An 18,574-nucleotide genomic window follows, 5' to 3' on the forward strand; every position below is an offset into this window, starting at 1 on the left:
CCGGATCGGCGGCCGAGGCCCGCCACTGGGCGGAACGGCTGCGCACGGCCCGTACCGCCCGCTGGGCCGCCGCACTCGACCTCGGCCACGCCGAGGAGGCGCTGCCCCCGCTCACCGCGCTGTGCCGCGCCCATCCCCTCGACGAACCCCTCCACCTGCTGCGCCTGCGCGCCCTGCGCGACACCGGACGCCCCGCCGAAGCGCTCGCCGCCTACGCGACCCTCTCCCGAACCCTCGCGGACCGACTCGGCACCGACCCGGGCCCCGCCCTGCGCGCCCTGCACACCGAACTCCTCGGCGCGGGTGAACCCGGCGGCACCAGCGATTCCGGCACCACCAGCGGTGCGAGCAGCACCCCCGACCCGGGCCCCGCGCCCACGAATCCGCCCCCGCCGGCCGCACCCCGCTCCCCGCGCCCCGGCAACCTCCCCGCGCGCCTCACCTCCTTCGTCGGCCGCCGCGCCGACATCGAGACCCTGCGCGCCGACCTCGAAGGCTCCCGGCTCGTGACGCTGCTCGGGCCCGGCGGCTCCGGCAAGACGCGGCTCAGCCAGGAGACCGCCGAGACCCTGAGCGACCGCGCCCCCGACGGCGTCTGGCTCGCCGAACTCGCCCCCGTCACCGACCCCGGGAGCGTCCCCGCCGCCGTGCTCGGCGCGGTCGGCGCGCGCGAGACCGTGCTGCGCGGCGCCGGGGCCGAGGAGTTCCGTGTCGCGACGGACCGGCAGTACGACGACGTCCTCACCCGGCTCACCGAGTACTGCGCCCCGCGCCGGATGCTCCTCCTCCTCGACAACTGCGAACACGTCGTCGGCGCCGCCGCGCACCTCGCGCAGACCCTCCTCGAACGCTGCCCCCGCCTCACCGTCATCGCGACCAGCCGCGAACCGCTCGGCGTCCCCGGCGAAGTGCTCCGCCCCGTCGAGCCCCTTCCCGAACCCGCCGCGCGCCGCCTCTTCACCGAACGCGCCGCCGCCGTCAGCCCCGGCTTCACGCCCGCCACCGAGCCCGAGGCCGTCGCCGAGGTCTGCCGCCGCCTCGACGGCCTGCCCCTCGCCATCGAACTCGCCGCCGCGCGGCTGCGGTTGCTCACCCCGCGCCAGATCGCCGACCGCCTCGACGACCGCTTCCGGCTCCTGACCACCGGCAGCCGCACCGTACTGCCCCGCCAGCAGACCCTGCGCGCCGTCGTCGACTGGTCCTGGGACCTCCTGGACGCACGCGAACGCGCCGTGCTCGCCCGCCTCTCCGTCTTCGCCGGCGGCTGCGACCTCGCCGCCGTCGAAGCCGTGTGCGCCGCCCCCGGGGCGCCCGCCCGGGACGTGCCCGACGTGCTCGGCGCCCTCGTCGACAAGTCCCTCGTCACCGCCGCGCCCGCCCCCGACGGCACCATGCGCTACCGGCTCCTGGAGACCGTCGCCGAGTACGCCGCCGGACGCCTCGCCGAGGAGGGCGCCGAGGCGGCGACCCGCCACGCCCACCTGCTGCACTACCGCGAACTGGCCCGCACCACCGACCCGCTGCTGCGCGGCCCCCGGCAGGTCGCCGCGATCGCCCGCCTGGAGGCGGAGTACGAGAACCTGCGCCTCGCCCTGCGCGAGGCCGTGGAACGGGCCGAGGAGCAGGAGGCGCTGTGCCTCGTCCTCTCGCTCGCCTGGTACTGGCAGATCCGCGGCCCGCGCGGCGAGGCCATGCAGTGGGCGGGCGCGGCGGCCGCTCTCGGCCCCGACCCCTTCGCCGACGACGCCGCCGAGGCGTCGCCCGTGCCGGAGAGCTGCACCGCCACGCCCCCGCCGTGGACCGGCGCCGTGCTCGACGAGGCCCGGCGCGGCGTGCACCTCATCCACCTCGCCCACATGGACATGGACCTGGAGCGCTGGGGCGATCCCGCCGGGCGCAGACGCCTGCACAAGGTGGCCGAGGTCTACCGCCCGGGGCTGCCGCAGACCTGCCGTCCCCCGGCCAACGTCTGGTTCTTCGCCATCCTCTTCACCGGCGACCTCGCCCTCGTCCACGAGGTCGCCGACCGCACCGTGCGCACCGCGCGGGACCTCGGCCTGCCCTGGGAACTCGCCGTCGCCCTCCAGAACCGCGCCAACCTCCTCGCCAACCGCACCGACCTCGACGGCGACGCTCTCGCCGACGCGGGCGAGGCACTGCGGATCTTCCGCGAACTCGGCGACAGCTGGGGCGCCGCCGAGGCCCTTGCCGCCCGCGCGGAGGTCCTGGAGGGCCACGGGCGCTACGCCGAGGCCGCCGCCGCCTACGAGGAGGCGATGACCCACGCCGCCGCCCTCGGCGCGCACAGCCAGACCGGGGTCCTGCGGGCCCGGATGGGCGGCCTCCTCATCGAGTCCGGCGACCCCGCGGAGAGCGCGCGGGGCGAGAGACTCCTGCGGGAGATCTTCGAGGAGGAGGGCCCGGTGAGCGCCGAGGCCCGGCCCGTCGCCCACCTCTTCCTCGCCATGCGCTACGCGGGGACCGGTCGCCTCGCCGAGGCGTGGCAGGTCGTGGACCGGCTGCGCGCCGACTTCGGCTCCGGCTCCTTCGTCCTCTTCGACAGCATGATCGGGCGGCTGGAGGGCTGGCTCGACGCCCTGGAAGGCCGATACGAGGAGGCCCTGCGCCACCTGGGGCAGGCCATCGACGTGATCTTCGAGGACATCGCGCTCCTCATGGCCCCCCAGCTCCCCGCCGGCCACCTGCGGACCGCCGCCTACGCGCTGGCCCTGCGCGGCACGGCCCGCCGCTCCGCGCCCGACCTGCTCCTCGCCGCGCGCCTCCTCGCCGCCGTCGGCGGCGCGCTCCCCGAGCAGCACCACGAGTCCCGCGTCGAGACCGAGCTGCACGAGAAGACCGAGCGGCTCATCACGGCAGCCGTCGAGGACGCCGCCTTCCCGCTCGACGCCCCCTCCGTGGCCGGTGCGCGCACGGAGGGCGCCCGCCTCGGCCTCCGCGAGGGCCTCGCCCTGCTCCGCGAAGCGGTCCCTGCCACCCCGCACGACAGCGAGGCCGCGCCCTCCGGCAGCGGCGAAGCCGCGTCCCCGGGCCGGAACTGACCGTCCCCGCCGGAGCCGCGGCTTCCACCCGTCCGTCATCCGTCCCCCGCCCCTCGTGCCGCCCCCGCGCCCCGCTCAGGAGGACTTCGTGCGGAACTTGTGGATCGCGATCGGCGCCATGACCGCCGTGATCGCCACCGTCCAGATCAGCGTCCACGTCAGCCCGTGCGTGAGCGGGCCGCCGTTGCACAGCGCCCGGGAGGCGTCGGCGAGCGTCGAGATCGGGTTGTAGTCGGTGAAAGCCTGGAGCCAGCCCGGCATCGTCGAGGTCGGCGTGAAGATCGAGGAGCCGAACTGGAGCGGCATCATCACGAGGAAGCCCATCGCCTGGATGGCCTGCGCGCTCTTCATCGTCACGCCGAGCGTGAGGAAGACCCACATGAGCGAGGAGCCGAAGAGGATCGACAGACCGACCGAGGCGAAGAGCCCTGGCACGTTCGAGATCGAGAGCCCGAGGGCGAAACCGACCGCGAGCAGCACACCCATCGCGACGACGAGCCGCAGTATCTCGACCATGATCTTCGCGATGAGGACCGAGGACCGGGCGATCGGCAGGCTCCGGAAGCGGTCCATGACACCGGTCTGGAAGTCCTGGTTGAAGCCGGTCCCCACGCCGGTCGCCATGTTCATCCCCATCATCGCCATGAGGCCGGGGACGACGTAGTTCACGTACTCCTGCTGGTTGCCCTTGCCGGCGATCGCGCCGCCGAAGACGTAGACGAAGAGCAGCGTGAAGACGAGCGGCATCAGGACGGCGTCGAACATCGACTCCGGGTCCTGCTTGATCCACAGGATGTTGCGGCGGGTCAGCGCCCCGATGTGCCGCAGGTGGGCGCGCAGCCCGATCCTGGCCTCGTCCACGACGGGGGCGGACGAGGGCGCGGTGAGGGTGGCGGTGCTCATGCCGAGACCTTCTCTCGTACGGGGGCGGCGCCGTCCTGCGGCTGCTCCTGGTCGGTGTGGGTGGCCTTCTGGCCGGTGAGCGAGAGGAAGACCTCGTCCAGGCTCGGCAGTTCGGTGCGCAGGTCGGCGAGCGCCACGTCCTTCGAGGCGAGCAGTCCTATGACCGCGGTGAGCTGTTCGTCGCTCAGCAGGGGGATGAGGACGCTGCCGCTCTCCTGGTCGAGCGCGGGCGTGGCGAGCCCCGTGAGGCCGCTCTCCTCGACGAGCCGGGCGACCTCGGCCAGGACGCTCCGGTCCGCCGGGCGCACCCGCAGCACCCGGCCGCCGACGCGGGACTTCAGCTCGTCGATCGCCCCCTCGGCGACGACCCGCCCGCGGTCGATGACGGTCAGCTCGCTCGCGAGCTGCTCCGCCTCCTCCATGTACTGCGTGGTGAGGAGCACGGTCACGCCGTCGCCGACCATGCTCTGCACCTCGCTCCACACCTCCTGGCGGGTGCGCGGGTCGAGGCCCGTGGTGGGCTCGTCCAGGTAGAGCACGGCGGGGCGGCCGATCATGGAGGCGGCGAGGTCGAGCCGGCGCCGCATCCCGCCGGAGTACGTCCCCGCCACGCGCTTCGCCGCCTCGGTGAGTGAGAACCGCTCCAGCAGCTCGTCGGCACGCCGCCGCGACTCGGCGCGGCTCAGGTCGAGCAGTCGCCCGATCAGGTACAGGTTCTCGCGCCCGGAGAGCTTCGCGTCGACCGAGGCGTACTGGCCCGTGAGGCCGATCCTGCGGCGCAGCTCCTTCGGCTGGCGCAGGACGTCGATGCCCGCCACGGTCGCGGAGCCCGCGTCCGGCGTGAGCAGGGTGGACAGGCAGCGCACGAGCGTCGTCTTGCCCGCGCCGTTGGGGCCGAGGACCCCGAGCACGGTGCCCCGGCGGACATCGAGGTCCACCCCGTCGAGCGCCTTGGTGCTGCCGAAGTGCTTCTTCAGACCGCGGACCGAGACGGCGATGTCCCCGCCGTCCCCCCACGTGTTCGTCGTATCGATTCGCGTCATGCCGACAACCCTGACAGCCCCCACCGACAAGCCGCCCACAAGTCACCTACACGGCGGTGACCTGCGCGAAGAGGCGATCTGTCGGCGTCCCGTCGGTCCAGGGGGCGCACGCGTGAGCGAATGCGCCCCCGTGGTGCGACCGCATACGCGACCTCCTGCGCGACCGTACGCGCCCCTCGCACGCGAAAGGGCCGGCCCCGCGGGAGACCCCGCCGGACCGGCCCCGGCCGTCGCGCGCCGTGTCACCGCGCCCCTGCGGACGTCGGCGCACCCCGCGCCCGGCCGTCAGTGCACCTCGTGCTCCGCCGCCGGGAAGGCGCCGCCCGCGACCTCGGCGGCGAACGTACGGGCCGCGTCGCCCAGGAGGCCGCGCAGGTCCGCGTACCGCTTCACGAAACCCGGCACCTTGCCGCCCGTCAGCCCCATCATGTCGGTCCACACCAGCACCTGCGCGTCCGTCGCCGCGCCGCCGCCGATGCCGACGGTCGGAATCCCGAGCGTGCGCGTGACCTCGGCGGCCAGCTCCGCGGGGACGAGTTCGAGCACGACGGCGAAGGCACCCGCGTCCTGCACGGCCTTCGCGTCGCGCAGCAGCTGGGCCGCCGCCTCCTCGCCGCGCCCCTGCACGCGGTACCCCATGGCGTTCACCGACTGCGGCGTGAGCCCGATGTGGCCCATCACGGGGATGCCTGCCTCGACGAGCGTCCTGATCTGCTCGTGCGAGCGCTCGCCGCCCTCCAGCTTCACGGCGCCGACCCCGGCGTCCTTGACGAGGCGCATCGCCGAGCGCAGCGCCTGCCGCGGGCCCTCCTGGTACGAGCCGAAGGTGAGGTCGGCGACGATCAGGGCGCGCTTGGTGCCCCGTACGACGGCGGCGGAGAGCATCGTCATCTCGTCGAGCGTCACGGGGACGGTCGAGTCGTAGCCGAGGTGGCAGTTGCCCATCGAGTCCCCGACGAGGAGGACCGGGATGCCGCTCTCGTCGAAGACGGAGGCGGTCATGGCGTCGTAGGCGGTGAGCATCGCCCACTTCTCGCCGCGCTCCTTGGCGCGGGCGATGTCGTGCACGGTGACCCGGCGGCGCACGGCCTTGCCGTACAGGGTCCCGGTGGGGGTTTCTGACTGTGCGCGGGCAGCGGAAAGCTCGCTCATCACGCGGCTCCTTCTGGTCATCTCGAGGCGCCCTGGCGGCGTCCCCGGATTCACTCCCCATGGTGACACCTCGCACGTGATCGCGGAAAGAGGGGGCGGTCCGGCACGTACAAAAGCCACAGCCCGCACCCAACCAGGAACTCCCGCCGGGCCCCTCCGTGCCCAGACTTCCCACAGGTCCGCCGTGGCGGCGGGCGGGGGCCTTTTCATCCCCTAGGGTTCAGGTGCGGAACGGGTGCACGGTGGTCAGTGAGGCGGCACGATGGCGCAGGCGTACAAGGCGGAAACGGGTACTGAGGGACAGCGCACCGAAGGGCTGCGCGCCCGGATGCGCCTCGCGGGCCGGCGGACCGGGACCCAGGGCGGCGGGCGGCTCCCGGGGATGTGGCGGCGCGGCATCGTGCTCGCCGTGCTCGCGCTCGCGCTGGCGGGCCTCATGGTCGTCCACGCCCATGTCCCGAACCGTGTCGGCAACCTCGGCAGCCTCCTGGAGACCTTCCTGCCGTGGTTCGGGCTCTTCGTCCCCGTCCTCCTCGTCCTCGCGCTCGTACGGCGCTCGGCGACCGCGCTCCTCGCCCTCGTGGTGCCCGTCGCGGTGTGGCTCAACCTGTTCGGCGGTCTCGTCCTCGGCCACGACCAGTCGCGCGGCGACCTCACCGTCGTCACCCACAACGTCAACGCCGAGAACGGCGACCTCCCCGGCACCGTCCGCACCCTCGTCGGCTCCGGCGCCCAGCTCCTCGCCCTGGAGGAGCTGACCGAGCAGGCCGTGCCCAAGTACGCGAGCGCCCTCAAGGCCACGTACCCCTACCACGTCACCAAGGGCACCGTCGGCCTCTGGAGCAAGTACCCGCTGCGCGGCACCAAGGCCGTCGACCTGGAACTGGGCTGGGAGCGCGCCCTGCGCACCACCGCCGAGACCCCCCGGGGCCCCGTCGCGGTCTTCGTCGCGCACCTGCCCTCGGTCCGCGTCAAGCTCGACACCGGCTTCGTCGCCGGTCAGCGCGACCGCAGCGCCGAGGCGCTCGGCAAGGCGATCCGCGAGGAACCGCTCACCAACAAGCTCCTCGTCGGCGACCTCAACGGCACGATGAACGACCGCGCCCTCTCCCCGGTGACCTCGCAGCTCCGCTCCACGCAGGGCGCGGCCGGCAAGGGCTTCGGCTTCAGCTGGCCGGCCGGCTTCCCGATGGCCCGCATCGACCAGATCCTCGTCGGCGGCGCCGAACCGGTCTCCTCCTGGACCCTCCCCCGCACCGGCTCCGACCACCTCCCGGTGGCGGCGTCGATCCGCCTGGCGGAAACGAGCTGAGAGGTGCCCTGAGCCTCGGACCCGCGCCCTCAGTGTGGGGGCCCACAAAATCCAGCCCCTCCGGGGGTACCTCCCGGCCGAAGGCTGGGGGAGATTGAGGAGCGGGGTCCGGGGCGGAGCCCCGGGAAGGGCCACCAGCAGAAACGCCAAGAGGGGCGGGAACGGCAGGAACGCGCTGCCCCACCCCTCCCGCCCCCGGACCTCACGCCCCGGCGCGCTCCCGCCACCGATTCGTGATCGGCATCCGCCGGTCCTTCCCGAACCCCTTCGCCGAGATCTTCGTCCCCGGCGGGTACTGCCGCCGCTTGTACTCGGCGTTGTCGACCATGCGCAGCACCCTTGCGACAACCTCCGGGTCGAAACCGGCCGCGACGATCTCGTCCGAGCCCTGGTCCCGGTCGACGTACATCGCGAGGATGCGGTCGAGCACGTCGTAGTCGGGCAGCGAGTCCGTGTCGACCTGCCCCGGGCGCAGCTCGGCGCTCGGCGGCTTCGCGATCGTGTTCTCCGGGATGGGCGGGGTCTCGCCGCGTTCCTCGGCCGCCCGGTTGCGCCAGCGGGCGAGCTGGAAGACCTGCGACTTGTAGACGTCCTTGATCGGGCCGTAGGCGCCGACCGCGTCCCCGTAGAGCGTCGAGTAGCCGACCGCCAGCTCCGACTTGTTGCCGGGCGCGAGGACGATCTGCCCCTCCTGGTTGGAGATGCCCATCAGCGTCGTGCCGCGCAGCCGCGCCTGGAGGTTCTCCTCGGCGAGCCCCGTGAAGCCGAGGGCGTCCATGAAGGCGTCGAACATCGGGGCGATGGGCGCGGAGCGGTAGTGCAGCCCGGTGCGCGCGGCGAGGTCGGCCGCGTCGTCCTTGGAGTGCTCCGAGGAGTACTTCGACGGCATCGAGACCCCGTACACGTTCTCCGCGCCGATCGCGTCGCAGGCGATCGCGGCGGTGAGCGCGGAGTCGATGCCGCCGGAGACACCGATGAGCACGGTGCGGAAGCCGTTCTTGCGCACGTACGCGCGCAGCCCCGTGACGAGCGCCCCGTACACCTCCTCGGCGTCCTCCAGGCGCTCGGCGTACTCCCCGGTGTACTCCGGCTCGTACGCGGGCAGCGGCGTGGGCGAGATCGTGGCGTGCTCGATGCGCAGGCCGTCGTGGAGGGTCCCCGCCGGCTCCTCGGCCGGGGCAGGGGGGAGGTCCAGGTCGAGGAGGAAGCAGCCCTCGGAGAACTGCGGGGCACGCGCGATGACGGAGCCGTCCTTGTCGACGACGATCGAGTCGCCGTCGAAGACCAGCTCGTCCTGCGCCCCGGACATCGCGACGTACGCGGTCGTGCAGCCCGCCTCCTGGGCGCGCTTGCGGACCAGGTCGAGGCGCGTGTCGTCCTTCTCGCGCTCGTAGGGGGAGGCGTTGATGCTCAGCAGCAGGCCCGCCCCCGCCGCGCGGGTCGCGGGCACCCGGCCGCCGTCCTGCCACAGGTCCTCGCAGATGGCGAGGGCCACGTCGACGCCGTGCACCCGCACGACGGGCAGCGTGTCGCCGGGCACGAAGTAGCGGAACTCGTCGAAGACGCCGTAGTTCGGCAGGTGGTGCTTGGCGAAACGGAGCACGACGCGGCCCTGGTGCAGCACGGCGGCGGCGTTGCGCGGGGAGCCGGCGGGCATCCCGTAGCGGTGCTGGTCGGTTTCGCTGCGGTCGAGGTAGCCGAGGACGACGGGGAGCCCGCCGAGGCCCTCGTCGACGAGGCGGGTGGCGAGCGCGCGCAGGGCGGCGCGGCTGGCGTCCACGAAGGTGGAGCGCAGCGCGAGGTCCTCCACGGGGTAGCCGGTCAGCACCATCTCGGGAAAGGCGACCAGATGGGCGCCCCGCTCCGCGGCGTGCCGGGTCCATTGCACGACCGAGTCCGCGTTGGCGTCGAGATCACCGACGACGGCATCGATCTGATTCAGGGCGAGACGTAGTTGAGGCACGGTCCCCAGTGTAATCGTCTCTCTGACGCGATGTGGGGGTGGGGCGGGGCCGTACGGGGTGCGCGGGGCGGGGCTGTGCGGGCCGTACGGGGCGCGCGACGCGGTGGCGATCAGCCGCGTCCGGCAATCCGGCGCCGCGCCGTTTGCTGATTTCGAGGCATTCTCGGCGCAACGCATGGCGTGTCTTTTGCCCCGCCTTGGGGTGGTACGCGCGGCTCACGCCGTTTCGCGCGACGTCGCCACCCCCGCCTCCGTATCCTCAACCCCTCTGTGCCGTACGGGACTTGAGGGGCTGCACGGGACCCGTGGGGGAGCGGGTCGACCGGGGAGGGAGTGGTCCCCCACAATGGGCGCGGCCTCCCGTGCCCCTCGGGACCTGTCGGCCAGGGCGTGCGGGCGATGCACTATGGCGGGAGCGGTTGCGCCCGCGGGAGATCGTCCTTGTGTTCGCAACCTGCGGGAAACCGTGTGGTGGGATGCTCGTACGCCCAGGGCACGGCAACGGTGCAAGGCGGCTCGACCAGCAAGGATGGGTGGATATGAATAAGCAGCAGGAGTTCGTGCTCCGCACGCTTGAGGAGCGGGACATCCGTTTCGTGCGCCTGTGGTTCACCGACGTCCTCGGCTTCCTGAAATCCGTCGCCGTCGCGCCGGCCGAGCTGGAGCAGGCGTTCGACGAGGGCATCGGCTTCGACGGCTCCGCGATCGAGGGCTTCGCGCGGGTCTACGAGTCCGACATGATCGCCAAGCCCGACCCCGCCACCTTCCAGGTCCTGCCCTGGCGCGCCGAGGCCCCCGGCACCGCGCGCATGTTCTGCGACATCCTCATGCCGGACGGCTCGCCGTCCTTCGCCGACCCGCGCTACGTCCTCAAGCGCGCGCTCGCCAAGGCGTCCGACCTCGGCTTCACCTTCTACACCCACCCCGAGATCGAGTTCTTCCTCCTCAAGGAGAAGCCGGTCGACGGCTCGCGCCCCACCCCCGCCGACAACTCCGGCTACTTCGACCACACCCCGCAGAACGTCGGCATGGACTTCCGCCGCCAGGCGATCACCATGCTGGAATCGATGGGCATCTCGGTCGAGTTCAGCCACCACGAAGGCGCCCCCGGCCAGCAGGAGATCGACCTCCGCTACGCCGACGCCCTCTCGACGGCCGACAACATCATGACGTTCCGCCTCGTCATGAAGCAGGTCGCGCTGGAGCAGGGCGTGCAGGCCACCTTCATGCCGAAGCCCTTCTCGGAGTTCCCCGGCTCGGGCATGCACAGCCACCTCTCCCTCTTCGAGGGCGACCGCAACGCCTTCTACGAGTCGGGCGCCGAGTACCAGCTCTCCAAGGTCGGCCGCTCCTTCATCGCCGGGCTCCTGCGCCACGCCGACGAGATCTCCGCCGTCACCAACCAGTGGGTCAACTCCTACAAGCGCATCTGGGGCGGCACGGAGCGCACCGCGGGCGCGGGCGGCGAGGCCCCCTCGTACATCTGCTGGGGCCACAACAACCGCTCCGCGCTCATCCGCGTCCCGATGTACAAGCCCGGCAAGACGGGTTCGGCGCGGGTCGAGGTCCGCTCCCTCGACTCCGGCGCCAACCCCTACCTCTCCTACGCGGTCCTCCTGGCGGCGGGCCTCAAGGGCATCGAGGAGGGCTACGAACTCCCCCCGGGCGCCGACGACGACGTCTGGGCCCTCTCCGACGCCGAACGCCGCGCCATGGGCATCGAACCCCTCCCGCAGAACCTGGGCGAGGCCATCGCCCTGATGGAACGCAGCGAACTTGTCGCGGAGACCCTGGGCGAGCACGTCTACGACTTCTTCCTGCGCAACAAGAAGCAGGAGTGGGAGGAGTACCGCAGCGAGGTCACGGCCTTCGAGCTCAAGAAGAACTTGCCGGTGCTCTAGGCGCGGGGCGGTACGGAAGCGGCGGTTCGCAGGCGCTGGTACGAGGTCTGCGGTACCGGAGGCGGCGGGGTGTGACGCGAGGGCGGCGCGCTCCGCCGTCGGCGTACGCGGGGCCCGCCGTGCGACCTCTAGCCGAAGACCCCCGCCATCGCCCCCATCGTCTCCATGATCAGCTCGCGGGGGTCGTCCGTTTCGTCGGAGGCGATCCAGCGCTGCATGGCGAGGCGGATGGAGGCGAGGAAGGCGGCGCCCAGGCAGCCGGCTTCGAGGGGGGTGAGGCCGCCGCGGTCGGTGATGGCCTCGCGCAGGTCCGTTTCGAGGACCGCGTGGTTGGCGAGCTGGCGGGCGAGCAGGGTGGGGTGGCGCAGGGCGAGGCGGCTGCGGATCGCGGTCTCGCGGTCGGGGGCCGTCTCGGTGGGGAAGCGGTCGAGCACCGCGCCCGCCAGGGCCTGCCAGGGGCTCTCGTGCGCGGGGCGGGCGCGGAAGGCGAGGACGAGGCCCTTGATGTGCTGCTCCTCGCCCCAGAGGACCGCGTCCTCCTTCGCCGTGAAGTAGTTGGAGAAGGTCCGGCGCGAGATGCCCGCCGCGTCGGCGATGGCCTCCACGGTGACGTGTTCGAAACCGTGCTCGACCGCCAGGCTCAACGCCGCCTTGTGCACGGCTTCCCTGGTGGCGGCCTTCTTGCGCTCGCGCAAACCCACTGTTTTCTCCATGGTTCGTCCATCGTAGGGGGCCAGCTTATGTGCCCAGTGTGCAAAATTGCCCAGTGCGCATGTATGGTGAATCCGTCAGCGCGGAGGCCACGGCGAGCGGCCGCCACGGACGCCGTCCGGCGCACGTGGCACCCGCCACGCGGCACCGCCTCCTGCCCCCGCGCCCATCCCCGTACCACCCGTCCCACTCCCCGCATCCCGGAGGTAGCGCGTGAGCGCCCAAGCGGTGGCGGCCACGGAGTCCAGCGACTCCGCCCCCATGGATCACAAGCACGTGTTGCGGGCCCTCAGCGGGCTGCTCCTCGTGCTGTTCGTCGCGATGATCAGCTCCACCGTCGTCTCGGTGGCGCTGCCCCAGATCATCGGCAACCTCGGCGGCACCCAGTCGCAGTACACCTGGGTCGTCACCGCGACCCTGCTCGCCTCGACGGCGTCGACGCCGATCTGGGGCAAGCTCGCCGACCTGTTCAACAAGAAGCTTCTGCTCCAGATCGCCATCGGGATCTTCTTCGTCGCCTCGCTCGGCGCCGGATTCGCGCAGAACACCGCGACGCTCATCGGCTTCCGCGCCGTGCAGGGCCTCGGCATGGGCGCGCTCCAGGTGCTCGTCCAGGTGATCCTCGCGGCGATGATCAGCCCGAAGGAGCGCGGCAGGTACAACGGCTACCTCGGCGCCGTCATGGCCGTCGCCACGGTCGGCGGCCCGCTGCTCGGCGGCGCGATCACCGACGTGGACTGGCTCGGCTGGCGCTGGTGCTTCTTCATCGCGCTGCCCTTCACCGTCGTCGCCTCGGCGATCCTCGCCCGCACCCTCCACCTGGAGGACATCCGCCGCCCCGACACGAAGGTCGACTACTGGGGCGCCTCCCTCATCGCGGCGGGCGTCAGCCTCCTGCTCCTGTGGGTCACCTTCGTCGACAACGAGTTCGCCTGGATCTCCTGGCAGACGGGCGCGATGCTCGCGGGCACCGTGGTCCTGCTCGGCGCGGCCGTCGTGGTCGAGTCGAAGGTCTCCCAGCCGGTCATCCCGCTGCACGTCATCAAGCGCCGCGACCCCGCGCTCGCCATCATCGCGAGCCTCGCGGTCGGCATGGCGATGTTCGGCGGCGCGGTCTTCCTCGGCCAGTACTTCCAGATCGGGCGCGGCAAGTCGCCCACGCAGGCGGGGCTGCTGACCATTCCGCTGATGGCCGGGGTGCTCCTCGCCTCGACGATCGCGGGGCGGCTCGTCTCCAAGACGGGCAAGGTCAAGCCGTTCATCCTCGTCGGCACGGTGGTCCTCGCGGGCGGCTTCTTCGGCCTCGCCACGATCGACGCGCACACCTCGCTCGTCGTCGTCGGCGTGTGGATGTTCCTCGTCGGCACCGGCGTCGGCATGTCGATGCAGAACCTCGTCCTGGTCCTCCAGAACACCGTCCCGCTCCACGAACTCGGCGCGGCGAGCGGCGCCATCACCTTCTTCCGCTCGCTGGGCGGCACGATCGGCGTCTCGGTGCTCGGCGCGGTGCTCGCGAACAGCGTGAGCGGCAAGATCGCGGACGGGCTGAAGAAGCTCGGCATCGACGGCGCGGCGGGCGCCGCGGGCGGCGGCAGCGGCACGCTCGACGTCAAGGGCATGCCCGCCCCGGTCCAGGAGGTCGTGCGCGGCGCCTACGGCGACGCGACGGGCCACATCTTCCTGATCGCCGCCTTCATCGCCCTCGTCGGCATCATCGCCGCCGCCTTCCTCACCCCGGCGACCCTGCGCGACAGCGTCGACCTGGCGGAGGTCCCGTCGGCGGCAGCGGGCGACGGAACCGAAGCCGGCAGTGGTACGCACCCGGCCCCGCCTCCCGGCGACGCGGCGACCACAGCGGGCCAGGGCCCCGACGAAGGACGCGCGAAGACCCCGGTCTCGTAGCCGACGCACCGGCGGGAAGCGAAGAGGGGCCACCCGGCACACGCACCGGGTGGCCCCCACCCGTTCCCCGCCACCCCGACTACGCTCACCACCGTGGGCCCTGACCGGCAGGGTGATGGCAGGAGGGCGTGGCGATGACCGTCCCGAGCGGGCGCAGGAGCAGTACCTTCACGCGGCTGCTGCGGTACGGGTTCGTCGACCCCTCGCACGCCGAGAAACTGCTGGGCGAGGACGCCCTCGCCGCCGTGCGCTCCGATCCCGTCCTGCTCGACGCGCTCGGCGCCGCAGCCGACCCCGATCTGGCGCTGCTCGGCCTCGTCCGGCTCGCCGAGGCGCAGCCCGACGCCGAGGCGCGGCGCACGCTGCTCACCACGCTCGTCTCCGCGAAGCCGCTGCGCGACCGGCTCCTCGGCGTCCTCGGCGCCTCCGAGGCCCTCGCCGATCACCTCGCGCGCCACCCGCAGGACTGGAAGAGCCTCGTACGGTACGAGTCGAGCGACCTGCACCCCGACATCGCCGAGTTCGAACGCGGCCTCGCCGACGTCACCGACCCCGACTCGCTCCGCGTCGCCTACCGCCGCTGCCTCCTGTCGATCGCCGCCCGCGACGTCACGGGGACCACCGACGTCAGCGAGACCGCCGCCGAGCTGGCCGATCTCGCCACCGCGACGCTGCGCACCGCGCTGCGCCTCGCCCAGGAGGCCGCCCCCGAGGACGCCGCCGCCTGCCGCCTCGCCGTCATCGCGATGGGCAAGTGCGGTGGCCACGAGCTGAACTACGTCTCCGACGTCGACGTCGTCTACGTCGGCGAACCCGCGCACGACGGCGTCGAGGAGGGCGAGGCGATCCGCGCCGCGACCCGCCTCGCCGCGCACCTCATGCGCATCTGCTCCGAGACCACCGTCGACGGCACCATCTGGCCCGTCGACGCCAACCTCCGCCCCGAGGGCCGCAACGGCCCCCTCGTGCGCACCCTCTCCAGCCACCTCGCCTACTACCACCGCTGGGCCAAGACCTGGGAGTTCCAGGCGCTGCTGAAGGCCCGGCCCGTCGCCGGGGACCTCACCCTCGGCCAGGAGTACGTGGACGCCCTCGCGCCGCTGGTGTGGCAGGCGTCCGAGCGCGAGAACTTCGTCACCGACACCCAGCGCATGCGCCGCCGCGTCATCGAAGCCATCCCCGCGAACGAGGCCGAACGCGAACTCAAGCTCGGCCCCGGCGGCCTGCGCGACGTCGAGTTCGCCGTCCAGCTCCTCCAGCTCGTCCACGGCCGCACCGACACGGGCCTGCGCAGCCCCACCACCCTCGCCGCGCTCGCCGAACTCGCCGACGGCGGCTACATCGGCCGCACCGACGCCTTCCAGCTCGACGAGGCGTACCGCTTCCTGCGCTCCCTCGAACACCGCATCCAGCTCTTCAAGCTGCGCCGCACCCACCTCGTCCCCGAGGACGAGGCCGACCTGCGCCGCCTCGGCCGTTCCCTCGGCCTGCGCACCGAACCCATCGCCTCGCTCCTCAAGGAGTGGAAGCGCCACTCCGGCGCCGCCCGCCGCATCCACGAGAAGCTCTTCTACCGCCCGCTCCTCGACGCCGTCGCCCACCTCGCCCCCGGCGAGGCCGGACTGAGCCCCGCCGCCGCGCGCGACCGCCTCGTCGCCCTCGGCTACGCCGACCCGGCGGCCGCGCTGCGCCACCTCGAAGCGCTCACCAACGGCGTCTCGCGTCGCGCCGCGATCCAGCGCACCCTGCTCCCCGTCCTCCTCGCCTGGTTCGCCGACTCCGCCGACCCCGACGCGGGACTCCTCAACTTCCGCAAGGTCTCCGACGCGCTCGGCAAGACCCCCTGGTACCTGCGCCTGCTGCGCGACGAGGGCGCCGCGGCCGAGAACCTCGCGCGCGTCCTGTCCGCCGGACGCCTGGCCCCCGACCTCCTCCTGCGCGCCCCCGAGGCCGTCGCCCTCCTCGGCGACCCCGCCGGACTCGACCCGCGCCCCCGCGCCCAGCTCGAACAGGAGATCCTGGCCGCCGTGGGCCGCGCGGAGACCCCCGAGGCCGGGGTCGTCGCCGCGCGCGGCGTGCGCCGCCGCGAGCTGTTCCGTACCGCCGCGGCCGACCTCATCGGCTCGTACGGCACCGAGGACACGCCCGCCGAGGAGGACCGCGGGGCGCTCGTCGACCGCGTCGGCTCCGCCGTCTCCGACCTGACCGCCGCGACCCTCGCGGGCACGCTGCGCGCCGTCGTCCGCGCCGGCTGGGGCGAGCAACTGCCCACGCGCTTCGCCGTCATCGGCATGGGGCGCTTCGGCGGCCACGAACTCGCCTACGGCTCCGACGCCGACGTCCTCTTCGTCCACGCGCCCCGCGAAGGCGTCGACGAGGCCGAGGCGGCCCGCGCCGCGAACGCCGTCGTCGCCGAGATGCGCCGCCTCCTCCAGCTGCCGAGCGCCGACCCGCCCCTCCTCATCGACACCGACCTGCGCCCCGAGGGCCGCAACGGCCCCCTCGTGCGCACGCTGGGCTCCTACGCCGCCTACTACCGCCGCTGGTCCCGGACCTGGGAGGCGCAGGCGCTGCTGCGCGCCGAACCCGTCGCGGGCGACGCCGAACTCGGCCGCGCTTTCACGGAATTGATCGACCCGCTCCGCTACCCGGCCGAAGGCACCACCGAGGAGGCCGAACGCGAGATCCGCCGCCTCAAGGCCCGCATGGAGGCCGAACGCGTCCCGCGCGGCCAGGACCCCAACCTCCACACCAAGCTGGGGCGCGGCGGCCTCTCCGACGTCGAGTGGACCGTGCAGCTCCTCCAGCTCCGCCACGGCCACCACGAGCCCGGACTGCGCACGACCCGTACCCGCGAAGCCCTCGCCGCCGCCTTCGAGGCGGACCTGCTCGACCAGGAACAGGCCCGCATCCTCGACGAGGCCTGGGTCCTCGCTGCGCGCGTGCGCAACGCGGTCATGCTCGTACGGGGCCGGGCCGGCGACACCTTCCCCAGCGACACCCGCGAACTCGGCGCCGTGAGCCGCTACCTGGGCTACGAGGCCGGGCACGCCGGGGACATGCTGGAGGACTACCGGCGCACGACCCGGCGGGCCCGCGGCGTGGTCGAGGAGCTGTTCTACGGGGCGGCGCTGTGAGTCGCCCCCGCCGCCCGCAGCCGTGAGCCCTTGCCCGCCGAGGTGACCAGCCGGGGCAGCGCGTAGGGCACCTTCCCGTACCAGAACGAGGCGACGGCGAAGCCGAAGGCGAGGCAGATCAGGCCGCCGACCGCGTCGAGCCAGAAGTGGTTCGCCGTCGCCACGATGACCGTCAGCGTCGCCAGCGGGTAGAGCGCCCCGAGGATCTTCGCCCACGGTGTCTTCGCGAGCGCGATGATCGTCAGGCCTGCCCACGTCGACCAGCCGATGTGCATCGACGGCATCGCCGCGTACTGGTTCGACACGTGCTTGAGGTTGCCCGAGGCCATCGAGCCCCACGTCTGGTGGACGAGGACCGTGTCGATGAAGTGGGTGTTCGTCATGAGCCGGGGCGGCGCCAGCGGGTACAGGTAGTAGCCGAGCAGGGCCGCGCCCGTCGTCGCGAAGAGCGCGAGGCGCGCCGCCGCGTACCGCCCCGGGTGCCACTTGAAGAGCCAGACGAGCACGCCGAGCGTCACGACGAAGTGCAGCGTCGCGTAGTAGTAGTTCATCCCCACGATCAGCCAGGTGACCTTGTCGATCGCGTGGTTGACGGACTGCTCGAAGGCCATGCCGAGATCGTGTTCCACGCGCCAGATCCAGTCCGCGTGGCGCAGCGCGATGGACTTCTGCTCCGGGACCGCGTTGCGGATCAGCGAGTACACCCAGTAACTGAGGCCGATGAGAACGATCTCGAACCAGAGCCGGGGCCGCTTCGGGGTGCGCAGGCGCCGCACCGTGCGGCGCACGGCGGTGGGGCGATCGGCCCGCTCCGTCGCGGGTGAGGAGGCGGCCGGTTCGCGGCCTTCCATCGGTGTCACAGTCATCTCACCCATGAGCAGAGAGTCTGCCAGAATCCGGCACGAATCCTGATCATCCCTCCGGTCGGCCTCGGCCCCCGTCTTCTCCGCCTGGAGGAGGAGAGCGGGGGCGCGGGAACTCCGGGCGAACCCCGAGCCGGACCCCCTGCCCATTCACTCCCCGCTCGCCCACCACCCGCATGTGTCCCCGGGCAGCACCACGCGCCCGCCCGTCACCTCCACCGGGCCCGAGGCGAGCAACGGGCGGCCCGGCAGGTCGAGCACGACCTCCGCGGGGCGCGTGTTCAGCGCGCACAGCAGCCCGGCCCTGGCGAAGAGCAGGACCCCTTCCGGCGCCTCGCGCCACTCCATCGTGCCGTCCCCGAGCCCCGGCAGCGCACGCCGCAGCGCGAGCGCGGCGCGGTACAGCTCCAGCGTCGACCCCGCGTCCCCGCTCTGCGCCTCGACGCTGAGCCCCCGCCACGCCGGCGGCTGCGGCAGCCAGGAACCGCCCGGCCCGAAGCCGTACGGGGGCGCCTCGCCCGACCAGGGCAGCGGCACCCGGCAGCCGTCCCGCATCCCCTCCTGCCCGCTCGCTTCCGTCTCCGGCAGCCCGGCGGCGTCCGGAGCCCCCGGCAGCCCCCCGGCGTCC

The 18,574-nt window shown here is 72.9% G+C and carries 12 protein-coding genes; 5 read left to right on the forward strand and 7 right to left on the reverse strand.

Going from position 1 to position 18,574, the window contains the following annotated elements:
* Window positions 1-3,059 (forward strand): BTAD domain-containing putative transcriptional regulator (locus G3I42_RS05170; RefSeq protein WP_164282781.1); only part of this gene is annotated, 3,059 nt, incomplete at its 5' end.
* 75 nt (window positions 3,060-3,134) lie between these two features.
* Here G3I42_RS05170 and G3I42_RS05175 read toward each other — a convergent pair.
* The 3 genes from G3I42_RS05175 to panB form a co-directional block, all read right to left on the reverse strand.
* Window positions 3,135-3,962: an ABC transporter permease gene (locus tag G3I42_RS05175; protein ID WP_164282783.1), complete on the reverse strand. Its 828-nt coding sequence runs from the start codon at window positions 3,960-3,962 to the stop codon at window positions 3,135-3,137.
* Window positions 3,959-5,005: an ATP-binding cassette domain-containing protein gene (locus G3I42_RS05180; RefSeq protein WP_164282785.1), complete on the reverse strand. Its 1,047-nt coding sequence runs from the start codon at window positions 5,003-5,005 to the stop codon at window positions 3,959-3,961. The genes G3I42_RS05175 and G3I42_RS05180 overlap by 4 nt, the downstream gene beginning before the upstream one ends.
* A 285-nt stretch (window positions 5,006-5,290) precedes the next feature.
* On the reverse strand, window positions 5,291-6,157 hold the full coding sequence (gene panB, locus G3I42_RS05185; RefSeq protein WP_164282787.1) for a 3-methyl-2-oxobutanoate hydroxymethyltransferase: 867 nt from the start codon (window positions 6,155-6,157) through the stop codon (window positions 5,291-5,293).
* A gap of 262 nt (window positions 6,158-6,419) precedes the next feature.
* On the opposite strand from panB, the gene G3I42_RS05190 reads away from it, so the two are divergent.
* Entirely contained in the window at window positions 6,420-7,469 is a 1,050-nt protein-coding gene (locus G3I42_RS05190; protein WP_164282789.1) for an endonuclease/exonuclease/phosphatase family protein, read from the forward strand.
* A 202-nt stretch (window positions 7,470-7,671) separates the two neighbouring features.
* On the opposite strand, the gene G3I42_RS05195 is transcribed toward G3I42_RS05190, so the two are convergent.
* Window positions 7,672-9,432 (reverse strand): NAD+ synthase, encoded by a 1,761-nt coding sequence (locus G3I42_RS05195; RefSeq protein WP_164282791.1) that lies wholly within the window; start codon window positions 9,430-9,432, stop codon window positions 7,672-7,674.
* 539 nt (window positions 9,433-9,971) lie between these two features.
* Between G3I42_RS05195 and G3I42_RS05200 the strand changes: the two genes are divergently transcribed.
* Window positions 9,972-11,333, forward strand: coding sequence for a glutamine synthetase family protein (locus G3I42_RS05200; protein ID WP_009064627.1), 1,362 nt, complete (start codon window positions 9,972-9,974; stop codon window positions 11,331-11,333).
* Between the two features lie 128 nt (window positions 11,334-11,461).
* On the opposite strand, the gene G3I42_RS05205 is transcribed toward G3I42_RS05200, so the two are convergent.
* Window positions 11,462-12,046 carry a TetR/AcrR family transcriptional regulator gene (locus G3I42_RS05205; protein WP_164282793.1) on the reverse strand — a complete coding sequence of 195 codons (585 nt, stop codon included), beginning with the start codon at window positions 12,044-12,046 and terminating at the stop codon, window positions 11,462-11,464.
* Window positions 12,047-12,257: 211 nt separating this feature from the next.
* Here G3I42_RS05205 and G3I42_RS05210 point away from each other — a divergent pair, with 211 nt between their 5' ends.
* Window positions 12,258-13,946 carry an MDR family MFS transporter gene (locus tag G3I42_RS05210; protein ID WP_343244459.1) on the forward strand — a complete coding sequence of 563 codons (1,689 nt, stop codon included), beginning with the start codon at window positions 12,258-12,260 and terminating at the stop codon, window positions 13,944-13,946.
* A gap of 134 nt (window positions 13,947-14,080) precedes the next feature.
* Window positions 14,081-17,083, forward strand: coding sequence for a bifunctional [glutamine synthetase] adenylyltransferase/[glutamine synthetase]-adenylyl-L-tyrosine phosphorylase (locus G3I42_RS05215; RefSeq protein ID WP_164282795.1), 3,003 nt, complete (start codon window positions 14,081-14,083; stop codon window positions 17,081-17,083).
* Here G3I42_RS05215 and G3I42_RS05220 read toward each other — a convergent pair.
* Both G3I42_RS05220 and G3I42_RS05225 read right to left on the reverse strand, forming a co-directional pair.
* Entirely contained in the window at window positions 17,065-17,958 is an 894-nt protein-coding gene (locus G3I42_RS05220; protein WP_164282797.1) for a phosphatase PAP2 family protein, read from the reverse strand. The two genes, G3I42_RS05215 and G3I42_RS05220, sit on opposite strands and share 19 nt — an antisense overlap.
* A 138-nt stretch (window positions 17,959-18,096) precedes the next feature.
* Window positions 18,097-18,574, reverse strand: a 478-nt coding sequence (locus tag G3I42_RS05225) for a DUF3459 domain-containing protein (RefSeq protein WP_164282799.1), incomplete at its 5' end; no start/stop codon positions are given.

The sequence above is a fragment of the Streptomyces sp. SID11385 genome (assembly GCF_010548245.1).
Taxonomy (GTDB): Bacteria; Actinomycetota; Actinomycetes; order Streptomycetales; family Streptomycetaceae; genus Streptomyces.